This is a genomic window from Chelativorans salis, from assembly GCF_025336525.1.
GTDB classification, from domain to species: Bacteria; Pseudomonadota; Alphaproteobacteria; order Rhizobiales; family Rhizobiaceae; genus Chelativorans; species Chelativorans salis.
Window position 1 is genome coordinate 22,751 of the sequence record NZ_JAOCZP010000015.1, and the last position, 17,909, is coordinate 40,659.

Here is a 17,909-nt window from a genome sequence, read left to right on the forward strand (position 1 = left end):
ATGCCCCGGTCGAATGATCAGTTGCCTTACTCAAGCATGGATTGCAGGTCGGATCAAGAACATTACGCGAACAAACAAAGCGTCCTGGTTGCAGGCGGGTAGCGGGCGGTTGCAGCGGCAGAACGCGGGACCTATCGCCGCGCCTCCACAGCGTCCCAGAAAAGGGCGGCGACGTCGGCGCCGCCGAACCTCTGCACTTCGCGCACGCCGGTCGGCGAGGTGACATTGATCTCGGTAAGCAACCCGCCGATCACGTCGATGCCCACCAGCACGAAGCCGCGCTCGCGTAAGGCCGGCCCGATGCGCGCGCAGATCTCGCGCTCGCGCTCGGTGATCTCGGTCGGCTCGGCACGGCCGCCCACATGCATGTTGGAGCGCGAATCGTGCGCGGCCGGCACCCGGTTGATGGCGCCCACGGGCTCGCCCTCAATCAGGATGATGCGCTTGTCGCCGCCGCGCACCTCCTTCAGATAGCGCTGCACGATGAACGGTTCGCGGAAGGTCTGGGTGAACAACTCGAGCAGCGAGGCGAGATTGCGGTCGGCCTCCAGCAGGTGGAAGATACCGGCGCCGCCATTGCCGTAGAGCGGCTTGACGATGATGTCGCCATGCTCGGCGCGGAAGGCGTCCACCTCCGCCGGGTCGCGGGTGATCAGTGTGTCCGGCATCAGGTCGGCGAACTCGGTGACGAAGATTTTTTCCGGGCTGTTGCGCACCCAGGCGGGATCGTTGACGACCAGCGTCTTCGGGTGGATGCGCTCGAGGAAATGCGTGGTGGTGATGTAGTGCATGTCGAAGGGCGGGTCCTGGCGCAAAAGCACCACATCCATCTCGGCAAGGTCCGTGCGCAGCGGCTCGCCCAGGCTGAAATGGTTGCCCACCTCGTCGCGCACCGTCATCGCTTCCACCTTGGCGAAAACCTTCTCGCCGAGTTGCGAAAGCCGGTTGGGCGTGTAATGCCAAAGCTTGTGCCCGCGCCGCTGCGCCTCCAGCGCCAGAGCGAAGGTGGTATCGCCGGCGATCGAGACGGTGGAGATGTGATCCATCTGGAAAGCGACGCTGAGCGGCATGTGCGGAATCTCCGTTAGGGGCTGCTGTCGGCGGCAGATGACGGCGCAGGCGGCACCCTGTCAAGCATTGCCTGCCGGCGTCGGAGGATGGCGCCGGGGAAGCCGAACTCCGAATTGTTATAGCATGATACGTTTCTTAAAGAATTTCGCATGCATGCTCCCTCAAAACACGCTCTGAAATAGGAAAAAAGCATGCCGTCCGCTCTGTCTATCGGACAAGCAACGAGGGAATACGGAGAGGATCTCGTCCTCACCGACCCGTTGACGGGGCTCGGCAACACGCACCGCTTCTACGACAAGGTGAACCGGCTCATCGCCGAGCGCGCGGACGACCCGGCGCCGTTCGCCATCGGCGTCCTCGATCTCGACGGTTTTAAGCCAATCAATGATCTGTTCGGCCGCGCCGCCGGCGACGAAATCCTGCATCAGGTGGCCATGCGCCTGCGCGCGGCGATGGACGAGCATTCCACCGTCACCCGCATCGGCGCCGACGAGTTCGCCTTCCTTTGTCCAATGGTCTTCAGCGAGGACACGATTGCCGAAAAGGCCCGGATGCTGATCGAGATCCTCTCGGCACCCTACGACGTCGGCCACCGCACGGCACGCCTTTCGGCATCGGCCGGCTGCTCGCTTTTCTATTCGGAGGAGGACACGACCGACCTCCTCCTCAGTAAGGCGGAGACGGCCCTTTACCAGGCGAAGCGCTCAGGCCGCGGCATCGTGGTGGTCTACACGCGCGAGATGGAAGAAGCAGCCAAGCGCCTCACACGCATCGAGCAGGCCCTGCGCCGCGCCGTGGCGGCGGGCGAGGTGGAACCGCACTTCCAGCCCATCATCGACCTCACCACCAGGCGGACCGTCGGTTTCGAGACGCTGGCGCGCTGGACCGACCGCGATCTCGGCGTCGTCTCGCCGGCGACCTTTATCCCCATCGCCGAGGAGCGCGGCATCATCGGCCAGCTTTCGCAATTGGTACTGCGCAAGGCGGTGGAGGCGGCGCGCGACTGGCCGGAAGACCTGTTCCTGTCGTTCAACCTGTCGCCCTCGCAGTTGGTCGATCACAACACCGGCCTGCAGATCCTGGCGATCCTGGAGCGGACGGGCTTCAACCCCCGCCGCCTGGAGATTGAGATCACCGAAACCGGTCTGATGAGCGATCCGGCGTCGGCCGAGAAGATCGTCAACGATCTCAGGCGAATGGGCATCCGCGTCTCGCTTGACGATTTCGGCACCGGTCAGTCGAGTCTGGGGCGGCTGCGCGACTTCCAGTTCGACAAATTGAAGATCGACCGCGCTTTCGTCTCATCGATCCTTACCGACCGCCCGTCGGAGCACATCATCCGTGCTATCCTGGCCATGTGCCAGGGCCTCGGCATGGACGTGGTGGCGGAAGGCATCGAGGAGGAAGCGCAGGCGGAGCGGCTGGTGGAGTTCGGCTGCGCGGGCGGCCAGGGCTATCTCTTCGGCAAGCCGTGCGACGCGGACGAGACGCGGGCCCTCCTGCGCGGCACCGGCGAAAATCGGCGCCGGGCCGCAGGCTGAGATCCGCCGGCAGACCTATTCGGCCGCCTGCCGGGCGAGCGGAGAGGCGTTCAACACATCCGCATCGACATGGGGTTCGAATTTCTCAAAGTTGTCGATGAACATGCCGACCAGGCGCCTGGCCTGGTCGTCATAGGCCGCCTTGTCGCTCCAGGTGGTGCGCGGGTCTAGGATGGCGCTGTCTACGCCTGGCACGGCCACCGGAACGGCAAAGCCGAAGGTCGCATCGGTGCGGAACTCAGCCTCGCCGAGCGAGCCGTCGAGTGCCGCGGCAAGCAGTGTCCGCGTGACCTGGATGGGCATGCGCTTGCCCGTACCGTAGGCGCCGCCCGTCCAGCCGGTGTTCACCAGCCAGCAGTCGACGCCGTGCTCGGCGATCAGGTCGCGCAGGAGGTTGCCATAGGCCGAAGGATGGCGCGGCATGAACGGTGCTCCGAAGCAGGTGGAGAACGTGGCCTCCGGCTCCTTCACGCCTTTTTCCGTGCCCGCCACCTTGGCCGTGTAGCCGGACAGGAAGTGATACATCGCCTGCGCCGGCGTCAGCCGCGCAATCGGCGGCATGACGCCGAAGGCATCGGCCGTCAGCATGATGACGTTCTTCGGCTGTCCGGCGCGCCCCGTGCCGCTCGCGTTGGGGATGAAGTGCAGCGGATAGGCGGCGCGCGCGTTCTCTGTCAGGCTGTCGTCGTCGAAGTCCGGCACGCGGGCCTCGTCAAGCACGACATTCTCCAGCACCGTGCCGAAGCGCCTTGTGGTGGAAAAGATTTCCGGCTCGGCCTCTGCCGACAGGCGGATCGTCTTGGCGTAGCACCCGCCCTCGAAGTTGAAGATGCCCTCTCGCCCCCAGCCGTGCTCGTCGTCGCCGATCAAGGTGCGCGCTGAATCGGCTGAAAGGGTGGTCTTGCCCGTGCCGGACAGGCCGAAGAAGACGGCGACATCGCCTTCCGGCCCCATATTGGCCGAGCAGTGCATCGGCATGACGCCGCGCGGCGGCAGGATGTGATTGAGGGCGGTGAAGACCGACTTCTTCATCTCACCGGCGTAGGAAGTGCCGCCGATGAGAACGATCATGCGGCTGAGGTCCATGGCGATGACGGTTTCGCCACGGCAGCCGTGCCGGGCGGGGTCGGCGTGGAAGGAAGGAAGATCAATCACCGTCATCTTCGGCACGAAGCGCGAGAGCGCATCATGTGCCGGGCGGATGAGCAGGTTGCGGATGAACAGCGAATGCCAGGCATATTCGGTGACGACGCGCGTCGGCAGCGCGTTCTCGGGGTCCGCGCCGCCAACCAGATCCTGCACGAAGAGGTCGCAGCCGTCTGCGTGCCGCCGGAAATCCTCGTGGAGCGTTTCGAACTGCGCGCGCGAGATGGCGCCGTTGTTGTCCCACCAGACGGCATCTTCCGTGTCGGCATCGCGGACGATGAACTTGTCCTTCGGAGAGCGGCCCGTGTGCTGACCGGTCTTGGCCACGAGTGCGCCATGGGCCGAAAGCCTGGCTTCGCCGCGGCGGATTGCTTCCTCGTAGAGACGTGCCTCGGGAAGGTTGTAATGGACGGTGCCTGTCGTCTTCAGGCTGCTGGTTTCGATCCCGCTCGCGGGATTGCGGTGGCCGGTTTCGTGCATGTTTCGCTACCAAATCTGTTTTGATCGAAGGGCCGGCCAGCAAAACGGGGCGGAGAGCCCTTGTCAGCAGCCACGGATCGTCAGAAACAGAAAAATTCAGCAATATCAAATCATTAATCGATTTAAGCATTTTTAGAACGAGTTAAATCGGTTATATGTTCCTTGAACTCCGGCAGAGAGCCCCCAGCTTTCGCCGAAGCCCTGCGGCGGCGGCGCGTGAAACCGTCGCACGGCAGGCGCGTAAAGTGACTCCGCCCGGAGAATGTGCCACATTTTGTACCCAATTTGTCCTGCAACTGCGCGCGGATGCAGCTGGAAGGGACACATTGCATGATGAGGGAGCCGCAGGACATGGCAACGATCGCGCTCGTTGATGACGACCGCAACATTCTCACGTCCGTCTCGATCGCGCTGGAATCGGAGGGCTACCGCGTCGAGACCTACACGGATGGCGCCTCGGCGCTGGAAGGTCTGAGCGCGCGTCCGCCGTCGCTCGCCATCCTCGACATCAAGATGCCGCGCATGGATGGCATGGAGCTTCTGCGCCGCCTACGCCAGAAGAGCGATGTGCCGGTGATCTTCCTGACCTCGAAGGACGACGAGATCGATGAGTTGTTCGGCCTCAAGATGGGCGCCGACGATTTCGTCCGAAAACCCTTCTCGCAGCGGCTCCTGGTCGAGCGGGTGCGGGCGGTGCTGCGCCGGGCGAGCGCCCGCGAGGCCGCCGCCAAAGCGCCCGACAAGCAGAGCCGCTCGCTGGAGCGCGGCCATCTCGTCATGGACCAGGAGCGCCACACCTGCACCTGGAAAGGCGAGCCGGTGACGCTGACGGTAACCGAGTTCCTCATCCTGCATTCGCTGGCGCAGCGTCCAGGTGTTGTAAAAAGCCGTGACGCGCTGATGGATTCGGCCTATGACGAGCAGGTCTATGTGGACGACCGAACCATCGACAGCCACATCAAGCGGCTGCGCAAGAAGTTCAAGTCGGTCGACGGCGAGTTTGACATGATCGAGACGCTCTACGGCGTCGGCTACCGCTTCCGCGAGGCGTGACGGGCGACAATTACTGAATGGCCATAGAGGCAGAAAACAGGAGAACCGGCGCAACGCAGGGCAGGGTGGAACGGACAACTCCCTGGCTGCTGGGTCGGCTCGCGGTGCCGGTCCGCCGCATGCTGGGCCACTACATGTTCTCCAGCCTCACGCGACGTATTCTCATCCTCAATTTCGGTGCCATGACGGTGCTCGTCATCGGCATTTTGTACATCAACCAGTTCCGCGACGCGCTCATCGACGCCCAGATCGAGAGCCTCAGAACCCAGGGCGGCATCATCGCCGGCGCCATCGCCGCGTCCGCCACGGTGGAGACGGATTCGATCCTAATCGATCCGGAGAAGCTTCTGGAGCTTCAGGCAGGCGAAAGCATGTCGCCGCGGCCCGACCGATTTGAGAGCCTTGATTTCCCGATCAACCCGGAACTCGTCGCGCCGCTTCTCCCGCGGCTGATATCGCCCGACAAGACCCGCGCGCGTATCTACGACCGTGATGCCAACCTGCTGCTCGATTCGCGCCATCTTTATTCGCGCGGCCAGATCCTGCGCTACGACCTGCCGGCGATGGACGAGGAGGAGGAAGGCCTTCTCGACTGGTTCCAGAAGCGTCTTGCAGCGATCTTCCAGGACGGCGATCTGCCTCTCGACCGCGAGCAGCCTGGCGGCAGCGGTGTCGCCTACGAGGAGGTGATGGCTGCCTTGACGGGCGGAGAGCCGAAAGCGTTCGTGCGCCGTAGCGAGACGGGTGAGCGTATCATTTCGGTGGCGGTGCCCATTCAGCGCTTCCGTGCCGTCGTCGGCGTTCTCCAGCTTTCGACCCAGGGAGATGTCGATCGCATCATCGCCGAGGAGCGGCTGGCGATCCTGCGCGTCTTCGGCGTCGCCGCTCTCGTGACGGCGGTGCTGTCGCTGCTCTTGGCCTCCACCATCGCCAATCCACTGCGCCGCCTTTCCGCCGCCGCCATCCGCGTGCGCCGGGGTGTCCGCAACCGCGAGGAAATACCGGATTTCTCGCACCGCCAGGACGAGATCGGCAATCTTTCGGTAGCGCTGCGCGACATGACCAAGGCACTTTACGCCCGCCTCGACGCCATCGAGAGCTTCGCCGCCGATGTGGCGCACGAGCTCAAGAACCCGCTCACCTCGCTCGGCAGTGCCGTGGAGACGCTGCCGCTGGCCAAGGACCAGAACTCGCGTGACCGGCTGATGGAGATCATCCAGCACGACGTGCGCCGGCTCGACCGGCTGATCACCGATATCTCCGATGCGTCGCGCTTGGATGCGGAGATGGTGCGCGAAGACGCCGAGCCGGTCGATCTCCAGCGCTTCGTCGGCGATCTCGTTGCCGGCATCCGCGATGCCGGCGGCCGGCAAAAGCCTGTGAACCTCCAGTTCAAGGTCGAAGGCAAGCCGGGCCAGCGCTTTGTCGTGCCGGGCCATGATCTGCGTCTTGGCCAGGTCATCACCAACCTGATCGAGAACGCGCGGTCCTTCGTGCCCGAGGAGGAGGGGCGCATCACGCTTACGCTGTCGCGCAGCGGCCGCCGCATCGTGTTGACCGTGGACGACAACGGCCCCGGCATCCGCGCCGACGACATCGAGCGCATCTTCGATCGCTTCTATACGGATCGTCCTTCGAGCGAGGCCTTCGGACAGAATTCCGGTCTCGGCCTGTCCATCAGCCGTCAGATCATCGAGGCCCACGGCGGCACGCTAAGCGCCGAGAACATCCCCGGCACCAAGCCCGGCGAGATACGCGGCGCCCGCTTCGTCATTACGCTGCCGGCCGAGAGCTGACCAATGGCTCCGGCCAACCGCCACGGCAGCCTGGTTATCGCCGGCGAAAGCGGCGTCCTCGTCACCGGCCCATCCGGCTCCGGAAAGACCAGGCTGGCGTTGGCGCTCATGGCCCATTGTGCCGCCCATGGGCGCTTCTCCAGGCTGGTCGCGGATGATCAGGTGTTTCTCTCCGTCGCGGCAGGGCGTGTGATTGGCCATGCGCCGGAGACGATCGGCGGTTTGGTGGAGGCGCGCGGTTTCGGCCCCGCCCGCACGGCGCACGAGCCACGCGCGGTCATCGATCTGGTGGTGCAGCTGGTGGCGGCCAAGGAAGCCCCGCGCGTTCATGGGGAAGAACAGGTGTCACTCCAAGGCATCGTGCTGCCATGCCTGGAGCTTGCCGAGCGCGATGTCGAAGGTGCTGTTTTCGCTATCGCGGCGCGCCTTTCCTTGTCACCGTTCGGCTGAGAACGTGCTGTCAGCGTCAAAAATCCTTCAAATCGTGGCAGTTTTGGGCTTGTCAACGCTTTGTGCGTTGACAAGATAGCGCTCGTATCGTGAGGCAGTCGGGCAACGGAAACCCGGTCGACCATTAACCGCTGGGATGATAGCGGACATTGCGCATCGGGTAAGCCATTTGGACGGAGTGACAGTGTGACAGCCTCGAAGCGTGCAAACAGGGGGCGGACCGCCCGGCGCAATGACGCGGCGCGGTGCCGATATAAGGCGGGGGCCCGATGATCGGCATCGTCCTTGTCACGCATGGCCGGCTTGCGGAGGAGTTCCGCCATGCGGTTGAACATGTCGTCGGCCCTCAGGAAAATCTCGAAACCGTCTCCATCGGCGCCGAGGACGACATGGAGCAGCGCCGCCGTGATATCGTCGACGCCGTGAGCCGCGCCGACACTGGCGCCGGCGTCATCATCCTCACCGACATGTTCGGCGGTACGCCATCGAACCTCGCTATCTCGGTCATGGATGCCGGCCGCGTCGAGGTCGTCGCGGGCATGAACCTGCCGATGCTCATCAAGCTGTCCAGCGTGCGCGCCGGCAATGACATGGCACTGGCGCTCGAGGAAGCGCAGACGGCCGGTCGCAAATACATCAACGTGGCGAGCCAGGTGCTCAACGGCAAATGAGCATTGCACCGACCAAACCCACCGACGATGGCCTCACGCGCGACTTCGCCATCGTCAATCAGCGGGGCCTGCACGCTCGCGCCTCGGCAAAGTTCGTCCAGCTTGTCGGCAGCTACGATGCCGAGGTGATCGTGGAGAAGGATGGCATCGCCGTCGGCGGTACCTCGATCATGGGTTTGATGATGCTGGCTGCCACGCCGGGCTGCTGCATAAAAGTGAGCGCGCGCGGTCCCGAGGCGACCGCCGTCATGCATGCCTTGGGTGAATTGATCGCCAGCCGCTTCGGGGAGGGGAGCTAGGTCACACCATTGTGTGACATGCACACATATAGATTTCTTTATATACCATTGTCGCCCGCCGCACGATCTGTTAATCAGGTCCGAAACCTGCGTCCGTTGTTTTCCGCGGCGTGAAGATCGTTTCAAGCTGGAGCTGAAGCCTATGGCAGCCACCGATTATATCGTTGCCGATATCTCCCTTGCCCCGTGGGGTCGCAAGGAGATCGAGATCGCCGAGACAGAAATGCCCGGCCTGATGGCCTGCCGCGAGGAATTCGGCGACAAGCAGCCGCTGAAAGGCGCCCGCATCACCGGCTCGCTCCACATGACCATCCAGACGGCGGTCCTCATCGAGACGCTGAAGGCGCTGGGGGCTGAGGTCCGCTGGGCCTCCTGCAACATCTTCTCTACACAGGACCATGCGGCTGCCGCCATCGCCGAGTCCGGCACGCCGGTCTTTGCCGTCAAGGGCGAGACGCTGGAGGACTACTGGACCTATACCGACCGCATCTTCCAGTGGCCGGACGGCGAGCCTTCCAACATGATCCTCGATGATGGCGGCGACGCCACCATGTACATCCTTCTCGGCGCCCGCGCCGAGGCCGGAGAGGACGTCTTGTCCAATCCAGGCAACGAGGAGGAGGAAATCCTCTTCGCGCAGATCAAGAAGCGGATGGCAGAACCCCCCGGCTTCTTCACACGCCAGCGGGACGCCATTCGCGGTGTAACGGAGGAGACGACCACCGGCGTCAACCGGCTCTACCAGTTGCAGAAGAAGGGGCTCCTGCCCTTCCCAGCCATCAACGTGAACGATTCCGTCACCAAGTCGAAATTCGACAACAAGTACGGCTGCAAGGAATCGCTGGTCGACGGCATCCGCCGCGCCACCGACGTGATGATGGCCGGCAAGGTGGCCGTCGTCTGCGGCTATGGCGACGTCGGCAAGGGTTGCGCCCAGTCGCTGATCGGTGCCGGCGCCCGCGTCAAGGTCACGGAGGCCGACCCCATCTGTGCCCTGCAGGCGGCGATGGACGGCTTCGAGGTGGTGACGCTGGAGGAGGCCATTCCCACCGCCGACATCATCATCACAGCCACCGGCAACAAGGATGTCATCTCTCTGGACCAGATGCGCCAGATGAAAGATATGACGATCCTCGGCAACATCGGCCATTTCGACAACGAGATTCAGGTCTCCGCCCTCCGCAACTTCAAATGGACCAACATTAAACCGCAGGTCGACATGATCGAGTTTCCCGACGGGAAGCGCATTATCCTGCTGTCGGAAGGCCGTCTGCTCAACCTCGGCAACGCCACCGGCCATCCCAGCTTCGTCATGTCTGCCTCCTTCACCAATCAGGTGCTGGCGCAGATCGAGCTGTGGGTGCGGCCAGGCCAGTACGAGAACCAGGTTTATGTGCTGCCCAAGCATCTGGATGAGAAGGTGGCGCGCCTGCATCTCGGCAAGCTGGGCGCCAAACTGACCGAGCTTTCACCCGAGCAGGCCGCCTATATCGGTGTCAGTCCCCAAGGTCCTTTCAAGCCAGACCACTACAGATACTGATCGTTTCTAAGAATAACACAATATATTGCGTGCCGGGCTCTGGACTCAGAGCCCGGCATTATTTTTGTCGCCCTTCCTTCTTCACCCGGATTCGCTCACCGGGTACAGTGCACTGATTCGAGGGGCGCCGATGTGTCTGCGTTCGGCGCGGATCGGTCGGTCTTGAAGATCATGCGGCGGAGAGGAACAAGGCATGCCGGGGCAGGACCCGCTTTGCGGCGGGGCTTCTGGGCCTCTGGCCCGTAGGAAAGGATGTGGCTGCGGGATGGGGCTGTTCGCACGCGTGTCGCTGCCGGTTCTTGCCTATACGGCAATGACGGGGAGCGGAGCAGCGGCGGAGCAGACGATCAATCTGCCGTTGGGCAGCATGTCGGTCGACACGCTCCAGGTCATCCAGCTTTCCATCTTTGCCGGCGTTATGGGGGCGGCGCTTCTCTCGGCCATCTGGCTTATTCGCCAGCGCGCCCGCATCTCCGCCGAGAATGCCGAGCTCAGGACACGGGTCGGCGAGCTTTCCGGTGCGCTGTCGCGCTCCGAAGCCCTTCTCAACCTGAAGGATCAGCGGGTCGTCGTCTGGCCGGGGGATGGTGGCCGCCCCTCCGTCGCCGGGGAATTGCCGGGCGAAACCGGCGCCCCGCGCGAGCGCAGCACGTTTCTCGCCTTCGGCCGCTGGCTCATGCCGAAATCAGCCTCCGCGCTCGACCGCGCTGCGGAGGCCCTGCGTGAAAAGGGGACCGGTTTCGATCTCGTGGCCGAGACTCGCGCCGGCGTGCTTATCGAAGTGCAGGGACGCAAGTCCGCCCTCCACGCAGTCATCCGTTTCTCCTCGCTCTCCGCGGCGCAGGCCGAGCACGCCAGGCTGAAGCTCAAGCACGAGCGCCTGCACGCCGACCACGAGAACATTCTCGGCCTTGTCAACGCGCTCAACATGCCCTTCTGGCTGCGCGACGAGGCGGGAAAGTTGAAGTGGGTCAACGCCGCCTATGCGCGGTCGGTCGAGGCCGAGGGAGCGGATGCGGCGGTGCGCGAGGGACACGAGCTCTTGCCGACACCGGCCCGCGCGACGCTCATTCAGCACCACCAGCAGGAGCCGGTGTTCAGAGAGGCACTCTCCACCGTGGTCGGCGGCGACCGGCGCCTGTTCATGGTCACCGACGTCGCCGGCCGCAACGGCAGTGCCGGCCTTGCCCTCGACACCAGCGAGCTTGACGGGCTGCGCCGCGAATACGAGAGCACTGTGCAGAGCCACGCCGACACGCTGGACCAACTCACCACGGCGGTCGCCATTTTCGACGCCGAGCAGAAGCTGAAGTTCCACAACCAGGCTTTCCAGAAATTGTGGGGCCTCGATGCCGCCTTCCTCGACGGCGGGCCGGAGAACGCGCTCCTGCTCGATCGCCTGCGCAGCGAAGGCAAGCTGGCCGAGCAGCCGGAATGGCGGCGCTGGAAGGAGCAGCTTCTTTCGGCCTATCGGGCAGTGGAACCGCAAGAGCACTGGTGGCATCTGCCCGACGGCCGCACGATCCGCGTCATTGCCAATCCGCAGCCTAAGGGTGGCGTCACCTGGGTGTTCGAGAACCTGACGGAAAAGATCGACCTGGAAAGCCGCTACAACGCCGCCGTCCAGGTGCAGAGCGAGACGCTGGACAATCTGGCCGAAGGGGTTGCGGTCTTCGGGGCGGACGGCCGTCTGCGCCTGTCGAACCCTGCCTTCCGCACCCTTTGGGGCATCCCTAAGGAATTGATAGAAAGCGACACCCATATCTCGGTTCTCAAGGCGGCCTGCGATGCGGTGGCCAGGCAGAGCCCGTGGGATACCTTCGTCGCCGCGGCGACCGGCTTCGACGACGAGCGGCGCGACAGCAATGGTCGCATCGAGCTGACCACCGGCACCATCCTCCACTATGCCATCGTCCATCTGCCCAACGGCCAGGTGATGATGACCTTCGTCGACGTGACCGACAGTGTGAACGTTGAGCGTGCGCTGAAGGAGAAGAACGAGGCGCTGGAAAAGGCTGACAAGCTGAAGAACGATTTCGTGCAGCACGTTTCCTACGAGCTGCGTTCGCCGCTTACCAATATCATCGGCTTCACCGAACTCCTGGCTCTGGAGACGACAGGACCGCTCAGTCAGCGCCAGCGTGAATATGTCGACCATATCGGGTCGTCGTCATCGCTGCTTCTCACCGTCGTCAACGACATCCTCGATCTCGCCACGGTAGACGCCGGTATCATGGAGCTGGAGATCGGCGAGGTGGAAATCCGCCCGACCGTGAAGGCGGCTGCGGATCTCGTTGCCGAGCGCCTGCGCGAGCACGACATCACCCTGAATGTGGACGTGGACGAGGCACCGATCGCCTTCCACGCCGACGAGAACCGCATCCGCCAGATTCTCTACAACCTGTTGAGCAACGCCGCGAACTACGCGCCCGAGAAGGGCAAGATCACCTTGACCGCGCGGCAGAGCGGCAATGGCGTGGAATTCCGCGTCCATGATGACGGCCCGGGCATATCGCCGGAGGTGCTCGCCACCATCTTCCGGCGCTTCGAGCCGAGCAGCAAGGGCGGGCGCCGGCGCGGCGCCGGCCTCGGGCTCTCCATCGTCAAGAGCTTCGTCGAGCTGCATGGCGGCGAGGTAGAGATCGATACCGGCAAGGGCCGCGGCACGGCGGTCATCTGCCGTTTTCCCCGGGCGCCTTCAGGCGTGCGCGCCGCGGCGGAATAAACGGCCTTTATGACGGCGCCCAAGCCCCTCGCACGTTTTCTGCCGGACGAGCAGGCGACAAACCGTCTGGGCGAAGATCTGGCGATCGCTCTCAGGCCCGGCGATGTGGTGGCCCTTCACGGCGACCTCGGCACGGGCAAGACAACGCTCGCCCGCGCCATCATCCGCGCGCTTGCCGACGATCCCACCCTCGACGTGCCGAGCCCCACTTTCACACTCGCGCAAACCTATGCCCTGCGCATCCCCGCCCATCATTTCGACCTCTACCGCCTCTCCGGCGCAGAGGAGCTGGAGGAATTGGGGCTAGCCGAGGCCATCGTAGAGGGCATAGCATTTGTGGAATGGCCCGAGCGCGCGCTCGACGCCTTCAAGACCGCCATCCGTGTCACGCTGCGCGAGCGCGGCGAGGGGCGTGAGGTCGAGATCGCCGCGCCCGACGAAGCCCACGCGCGCATCGCCCGCTCCTTGGCAATACGGGAATTCCTCGATGCCTCCGGCCATGCCGGCGCGAAGCGGACCTTCCTGCTTGGCGACGCCTCCGTGCGCGCCTACGAGACGATCACCACCACGCACGGAGAGCGGCTCATCCTCATGGATGCGCCTGAGCGGCACGACGAGCCGATCGTCCACGACGGCCTGCCCTATAGCCGCATCGCCCGTCTCGCCCAGTCGGTGGCGGCCTTTGTCGGTGTAGCGAAGGGCCTGCGCGCCGCCGGCTTCGCCGCGCCGCACATCCACGCGCTGGACCTCGATCGAGGCCTGCTCCTGATCGAGCATCTGGGCGAAGAACATTTCGTCGCCACCGGCGGCGCGCCGATCCCCGAGCGGTATCTGGCGGCCGCCCGTCTGCTTGCGGCGCTGCACGAGCGCACGTGGCCCGACCATTTCCCGGTGGCCGAGGGTATCGACTACTCTCCGCCGCCCTACGACCGCGCCGCGCTCGGCATCGAGACCGAGCTTCTGCTCGACTGGTATCTGCCTCATGTGAAGGGGCGTGCGGCGAACCAGGCGGAGCGGCAGGTCTTCGGCCGTCTATGGGCGGCGCTGTTTGCGCGTCTCGAGGCGAGCGAGCAAAGCCTGGTGCTGCGTGACTTTCACTCGCCCAACATCATCTGGCGTGAGGAGGAGAGGGGCTTGGCGCGTCTCGGCCTCGTCGACGTGCAAGACGCCGTCTTCGGCCCCGGCGCCTATGACCTCGCCTCGCTCGCGCTCGATGCGCGGGCGGACATCCCCGAGGCACTGGAGCGCGCGGTGGTGGATGCTTATTGCGACGCCCGCCGCGCCCCAAGCTTCGACCGCACCGCCTTCGAGGAGGCCTACGCCATCACCGCCGCGCAGCGGAACACAAAGCTGCTCGGCATCTTCGTGCGGCTTGCCCGGCGCGACGGCAAGCCCGGCTATCTGCACCACCTGCCGCGCATTCGCGCCTATCTAAGAAGGGTACTCGCCCATCCCGCGCTGGAAGAGCTGCGGGCCTTCTACGGCGAGCACGGTTTTCTGGAGGACGAGGCGGGATGAGTGCACGCGTCTTCATCTTCGGCGCCGGCTATTCGGCACAAGCCTTCGCGGGGGAAATCGCCGGTGAGGTGGGTTTCATCGGCGGGACCACGCGCAGCGAGGAGAAAGCCGGCACACTTATCGGAAAGGGCATCCAGCCCTTCGTCTATACTGGTGACGGTCTGAGCGAAGACATTCTCGAAGCCTTGCGCGCGACGACCCACCTCCTCGTCTCCATCGCTCCGGGCGCAAGTGGTGACCCGGTTCTCACCGACCTGCAGGCAGCAGGCAGCAAGGTCATGCCGACGCTTCAGTGGGCAGCCTACCTCTCCACCGTCGGCGTCTACGGCGATCACGATGGCGCCTGGGTGGATGAGGAAAGCCAATGCCGGCCAACCTCGCGGCGGTCCAAGTGGCGTCTCGATGCAGAAAGGGCATGGGCAGCTTTCTCGCAGGAGACAAAGACACCGGTCGCCATCCTGCGGCTTTCCGGCATCCACGGCCCCGGCCGCAACGCTTTCGTCAACTTCGCCGCCGGCACCGCCCGGCGCATCGTCAAGCCCGGCCAGGTGTTCAACCGCGTCCATGTGGCTGACATCGCCGGGGCCCTGCGCCACCTGATGCACGAGCGCGCCGACGGCATCTACAACGTCACCGACGACTTGCCCGCCCCGCCGCAGGACGTCGTTGCCTACGCTGCGCGGCTGATGGGCGTCGAGCCGCCGCCGGAAATCGCCTTCGAGGACGCGGATATGAGCCCGATGGCCCGCTCTTTTTACGGGGAGTGCAAGCGAGCCTCGAACCGGAAACTGAAGGAAAAAGGCTACCGTCTGCGCTACCCGAACTACCGCAAGGCGCTGGAAGCGATGTGGCGGGCGAAAGCCTGGAAGGGCGAATCTGCCGCAAATATGCTATGATTCGTGGCCAACCTGATTGCATCAGGAGGGGATTGATGCGGCAATCTTACCTTATCCGGCTCGCCGGTGCTTGTCTGGCGCTGGCGATGACGACGATGGTTCCGGCCAAGGCCGAACCGTTGGCGAAGGAGCTTTTCGGCGCCAGGAAGCTGCCGGCGGCCGCCGCGCCGGCCGCTTACGGCTTCTACTCAAAGGGCTGTCTTGCCGGCGGCATCGCCATTGCCCCCGACGGTGCCCACTGGCAGGCCATGCGCCTTTCCCGCAACCGGCGCTGGGGCCATCCTGACCTCATCCGCCTGATCGAGCGCCTGTCGCGCGAGGCCGCGCAGGACGGCTGGCCGGGGCTCCTGGTGGGCGACATCTCGCAGCCGCGCGGCGGGCCGATGCTCTCCGGCCACGCTTCGCACCAGATCGGCCTCGATGCCGACATCTGGTTCACGCCCATGCCGAACAAGCGCATGAGCGTTGCCGAGCGCGAGCAGGTCAGCGCAGTCTCCATGCTCAAGGGCAACACGCTCTACGTCGACGACCGCAAATGGACGCGGGCGCACGAGGCAGTGCTGAGAAGGGCGGCGAAATATCCGGAGGTCGAGCGCATTCTCGTGCATCCGGGCATCAAGAAAAAGCTGTGTGACACGGTTCGGGGCGACCGTTCGTGGCTGCACAAGATCCGCCCCTTCTGGGGCCATCACTATCATTTCCACGTGCGCATCGCCTGCCCCAAGGGCTCTACGGGTTGCAAACCGCAGGACCCCACGCCCAGAAGCGAGGGCTGCGACGACAGCCTCGCCTGGTGGTTCACCGAGGAGCCATGGCGGCCGTCCGAAGGACCTGAGAAGCCGAAGGCTCGCGACGTCATGACCATGGCAGCCTTGCCCAACGCCTGCCGCGCGGTGCTCGAAGCGCCGGCGCCGCCGTCCGAGGCGGCGGTGACGCTGGCCGGACCGGAGGGACTGCCGGCGCAAGCCACACGGAGCGCTCCGGCCCTTGCCGGCGCCGCCGACCCGGCCTCGCTGCTCCTTTCGCTGCAGCCGGCCGACATCCCCCTGCCTTCGCCGCGGCCTTACCGCTGATCTCCCTAAATGCCGGAAGGCGGCTTTTCATGGCCGCCTCGCTCGCTTATAGAGCTTCAACCGATTAGATTCCCGGCTTGGTGAGAGACTTGAACCGGCGACGCGTCGCGCTCATTGCGCACGACCAGAAGAAAGACGACATGGTGGCATTCGCCCGCGATCATCGGGCCTATCTGGCCGCCTGCGAACTCGTCGCCACTGGCACCACCGGCGGGCGCGTCGCCAAGGCCTGTCCGGATCTGAAGATCAGGCGCCTGAAGAGCGGGCCGCTGGGTGGCGACCAGCAGATCGGCGCATTGATCGCCGAGCGCGGCGTCGACCTGGTAATATTCTTCGTCGACCCGCTGACACCGATGCCGCACGATGTCGACGTCAAGGCGCTCACGCGGCTGGCGATCGTGTATGATATTCCCATGGCGCTCAATCGCGCCACCGCGGAGGCCATTTTGGAACAGGAAGGCGCGGGCACGCCCGCACCAGGAAGATAGCCAGTAGAAACGATGCCTTATTCAAGCGATTCCGACAGGGTGCTCGACTTCCCCATTCTCATCGGCGACATCGGCGGAACCAATGCCCGTTTCGCCATCGTCGTCGACTCCTATGCCGAACCGAAGGAATTCCCCGTCGTGCAGACGGCCGATTATGCCACGTTGGACGAGGCGATCCAGAGCGCCATTCTCGACCAGACCCATCTCCTGCCGCGCTCGGCCGTGCTGGCCGTGGCCGGCCCGGTGGACGGCGACGAGATCGACCTCACGAATTGCGATTGGGTGGTGCGGCCGCGCCAGATGATGGAGACCATGGGCTTCGGCGATGTCGTCGTGCTCAACGATTTCGAGGCGCAGGCGCTGGCTGTTGTGGCGCTTGGCGAAGAGCATCTGGAAAAGATCGGCGGCGGCGAGGCCGAGACGGCCGGCAGCCGTGTCGTGCTGGGGCCGGGCACAGGCCTTGGCGTGGCTGGGCTCGTGCACGGGCACCGCACCTGGATACCCGTTCCCGGCGAGGGCGGGCACGTCGACCTTGGCCCGCGCACGGCCCGAGACCACGAAATCTTCCCGCATCTGGAGGCCATCAAGGGGCGCATATCCGCAGAGCAGATTTTGTGCGGGCGCGGGCTGGTCAATCTCTACCGCGCCATCGCCGCCGCGGACAGCAGGGAGGCGCGCTTCTCAACGCCGGCCGAGATCACCAGCGCTGCACTCGACCACAGCGATAACCTGGCGGTCGAGGCGCTCGATCTTTTCGTCACCTATCTTGGCCGTCTCGCCGGCGACCTCGGCCTTATCTTCATGAGCCGCGGCGGCGTCTTTCTGACCGGAGGCATCGCCCAAAAGATCGTGCCGGCGCTGAAGAACGGCACATTCCGCACCGCCTTCGAGGACAAGGCGCCGCACAGCCAGCTCCTGGCCGCCATGCCGGTCTATGTCATCACCCACCCAATGGCCGCACTCACGGGCCTTGCGGCCTACGCGCGCACGCCGGCACGCTTCGGGGTGGAAACGGCGGGGCGGCGCTGGAAAGCGTGACGAGCTATCACGTCCATTTTCCGCCCTATTGCAATTGCATGTGCGGCTCCGATGAGGCATAGGCTGCAACAACCGGAGGGGCCGCAACGCGGCTGCGAAATGAGCAACGGAGGCCCCCTTGTTC

The 17,909-nt window shown here is 64.6% G+C and carries 15 protein-coding genes; 13 read left to right on the plus strand and 2 right to left on the minus strand.

The genetic code is table 11. The features are described from left to right. Positions 1-131: 131 nt before the first annotated feature. Positions 132-1,070, minus strand: coding sequence for a glutathione synthase (gene gshB / locus N5A92_RS26365; RefSeq protein ID WP_260907536.1), 939 nt, complete (start codon positions 1,068-1,070; stop codon positions 132-134). A 192-nt stretch (positions 1,071-1,262) separates the two neighbouring features. On the opposite strand from gshB, the gene N5A92_RS26370 reads away from it, so the two are divergent. Next, positions 1,263-2,612, plus strand: coding sequence for a putative bifunctional diguanylate cyclase/phosphodiesterase (locus tag N5A92_RS26370; RefSeq protein WP_260907537.1), 1,350 nt, complete (start codon positions 1,263-1,265; stop codon positions 2,610-2,612). Between the two features lie 15 nt (positions 2,613-2,627). Here N5A92_RS26370 and N5A92_RS26375 read toward each other — a convergent pair whose 3' ends face one another. Further along, positions 2,628-4,238, minus strand: coding sequence for a phosphoenolpyruvate carboxykinase (locus tag N5A92_RS26375; protein ID WP_260907538.1), 1,611 nt, complete (start codon positions 4,236-4,238; stop codon positions 2,628-2,630). A 351-nt stretch (positions 4,239-4,589) separates the two neighbouring features. Between N5A92_RS26375 and N5A92_RS26380 the strand changes: the two genes are divergently transcribed. From N5A92_RS26380 to N5A92_RS26435, 12 genes are all read left to right on the plus strand, one after another. Beyond that, positions 4,590-5,291, plus strand: a complete 702-nt coding sequence (locus N5A92_RS26380) for a response regulator transcription factor (protein WP_260907540.1) — start codon at positions 4,590-4,592, stop codon at positions 5,289-5,291. Positions 5,292-5,308: 17 nt separating this feature from the next. Next, positions 5,309-7,087: a stimulus-sensing domain-containing protein gene (locus tag N5A92_RS26385; RefSeq protein ID WP_425248651.1), complete on the plus strand. Its 1,779-nt coding sequence runs from the start codon at positions 5,309-5,311 to the stop codon at positions 7,085-7,087. Positions 7,088-7,090: 3 nt separating this feature from the next. Then, positions 7,091-7,537, plus strand: a complete 447-nt coding sequence (locus tag N5A92_RS26390; RefSeq protein WP_260907542.1) for an HPr kinase/phosphorylase — start codon at positions 7,091-7,093, stop codon at positions 7,535-7,537. Positions 7,538-7,806: 269 nt separating this feature from the next. Continuing rightward, on the plus strand, positions 7,807-8,208 hold the full coding sequence (locus N5A92_RS26395) for a PTS sugar transporter subunit IIA (RefSeq protein WP_260907543.1): 402 nt from the start codon (positions 7,807-7,809) through the stop codon (positions 8,206-8,208). Continuing rightward, on the plus strand, positions 8,205-8,507 hold the full coding sequence (locus N5A92_RS26400; RefSeq protein WP_260907545.1) for an HPr family phosphocarrier protein: 303 nt from the start codon (positions 8,205-8,207) through the stop codon (positions 8,505-8,507). The genes N5A92_RS26395 and N5A92_RS26400 overlap by 4 nt, the downstream gene beginning before the upstream one ends. 142 nt (positions 8,508-8,649) lie before the next feature. Continuing rightward, a complete protein-coding gene (gene ahcY, locus N5A92_RS26405) occupies positions 8,650-10,047 on the plus strand; it encodes an adenosylhomocysteinase (RefSeq protein ID WP_260907546.1) in 1,398 nt (465 codons plus the stop codon). A 193-nt stretch (positions 10,048-10,240) separates the two neighbouring features. Next, positions 10,241-12,772, plus strand: a complete 2,532-nt coding sequence (locus N5A92_RS26410; protein WP_425248652.1) for an ATP-binding protein — start codon at positions 10,241-10,243, stop codon at positions 12,770-12,772. A 9-nt stretch (positions 12,773-12,781) separates the two neighbouring features. Further along, positions 12,782-14,290 (plus strand): tRNA (adenosine(37)-N6)-threonylcarbamoyltransferase complex ATPase subunit type 1 TsaE, encoded by a 1,509-nt coding sequence (tsaE, locus tag N5A92_RS26415; protein ID WP_260907547.1) that lies wholly within the window; start codon positions 12,782-12,784, stop codon positions 14,288-14,290. Next, complete coding sequence (locus N5A92_RS26420; protein ID WP_260907549.1) at positions 14,287-15,186, plus strand: SDR family oxidoreductase; 900 nt, start codon at positions 14,287-14,289, stop codon at positions 15,184-15,186. Before tsaE ends, N5A92_RS26420 begins: the two co-directional genes overlap by 4 nt. A 35-nt stretch (positions 15,187-15,221) precedes the next feature. Then, entirely contained in the window at positions 15,222-16,259 is a 1,038-nt protein-coding gene (gene mepA / locus N5A92_RS26425) for a penicillin-insensitive murein endopeptidase (RefSeq protein WP_425248653.1), read from the plus strand. Between the two features lie 89 nt (positions 16,260-16,348). Continuing rightward, entirely contained in the window at positions 16,349-16,747 is a 399-nt protein-coding gene (locus N5A92_RS26430) for a methylglyoxal synthase (protein WP_260907550.1), read from the plus strand. A gap of 12 nt (positions 16,748-16,759) precedes the next feature. Further along, positions 16,760-17,785 carry a glucokinase gene (locus tag N5A92_RS26435; protein WP_260907552.1) on the plus strand — a complete coding sequence of 342 codons (1,026 nt, stop codon included), beginning with the start codon at positions 16,760-16,762 and terminating at the stop codon, positions 17,783-17,785. The last annotated feature ends 124 nt before the right edge of the window (positions 17,786-17,909 follow it).

Excerpts from the sequence above, each read along its gene's own strand:
- tsaE (WP_260907547.1), top strand. The coding sequence starts at position 12,782 with ATGACGGCGCCCAAGCCCCTCGCACGTTTTCTGCCGGACGAGCAGGCG.
- N5A92_RS26420 (WP_260907549.1), top strand. The coding sequence starts at position 14,287 with ATGAGTGCACGCGTCTTCATCTTCGGCGCCGGCTATTCGGCACAAGCC.
- N5A92_RS26375 (WP_260907538.1), bottom strand. The coding sequence starts at position 4,238 with ATGCACGAAACCGGCCACCGCAATCCCGCGAGCGGGATCGAAACCAGC.
- N5A92_RS26395 (WP_260907543.1), top strand. The coding sequence starts at position 7,807 with ATGATCGGCATCGTCCTTGTCACGCATGGCCGGCTTGCGGAGGAGTTC.
- N5A92_RS26410 (WP_425248652.1), top strand. The coding sequence starts at position 10,241 with ATGCCGGGGCAGGACCCGCTTTGCGGCGGGGCTTCTGGGCCTCTGGCC.
- N5A92_RS26435 (WP_260907552.1), top strand. The coding sequence starts at position 16,760 with ATGCCTTATTCAAGCGATTCCGACAGGGTGCTCGACTTCCCCATTCTC.
- N5A92_RS26370 (WP_260907537.1), top strand. The coding sequence starts at position 1,263 with ATGCCGTCCGCTCTGTCTATCGGACAAGCAACGAGGGAATACGGAGAG.
- N5A92_RS26400 (WP_260907545.1), top strand. The coding sequence starts at position 8,205 with ATGAGCATTGCACCGACCAAACCCACCGACGATGGCCTCACGCGCGAC.
- N5A92_RS26380 (WP_260907540.1), top strand. The coding sequence starts at position 4,590 with ATGGCAACGATCGCGCTCGTTGATGACGACCGCAACATTCTCACGTCC.
- gshB (WP_260907536.1), bottom strand. The coding sequence starts at position 1,070 with ATGCCGCTCAGCGTCGCTTTCCAGATGGATCACATCTCCACCGTCTCG.
- mepA (WP_425248653.1), top strand. The coding sequence starts at position 15,222 with ATGCGGCAATCTTACCTTATCCGGCTCGCCGGTGCTTGTCTGGCGCTG.
- N5A92_RS26390 (WP_260907542.1), top strand. The coding sequence starts at position 7,091 with ATGGCTCCGGCCAACCGCCACGGCAGCCTGGTTATCGCCGGCGAAAGC.
- ahcY (WP_260907546.1), top strand. The coding sequence starts at position 8,650 with ATGGCAGCCACCGATTATATCGTTGCCGATATCTCCCTTGCCCCGTGG.
- N5A92_RS26385 (WP_425248651.1), top strand. The coding sequence starts at position 5,309 with ATGGCCATAGAGGCAGAAAACAGGAGAACCGGCGCAACGCAGGGCAGG.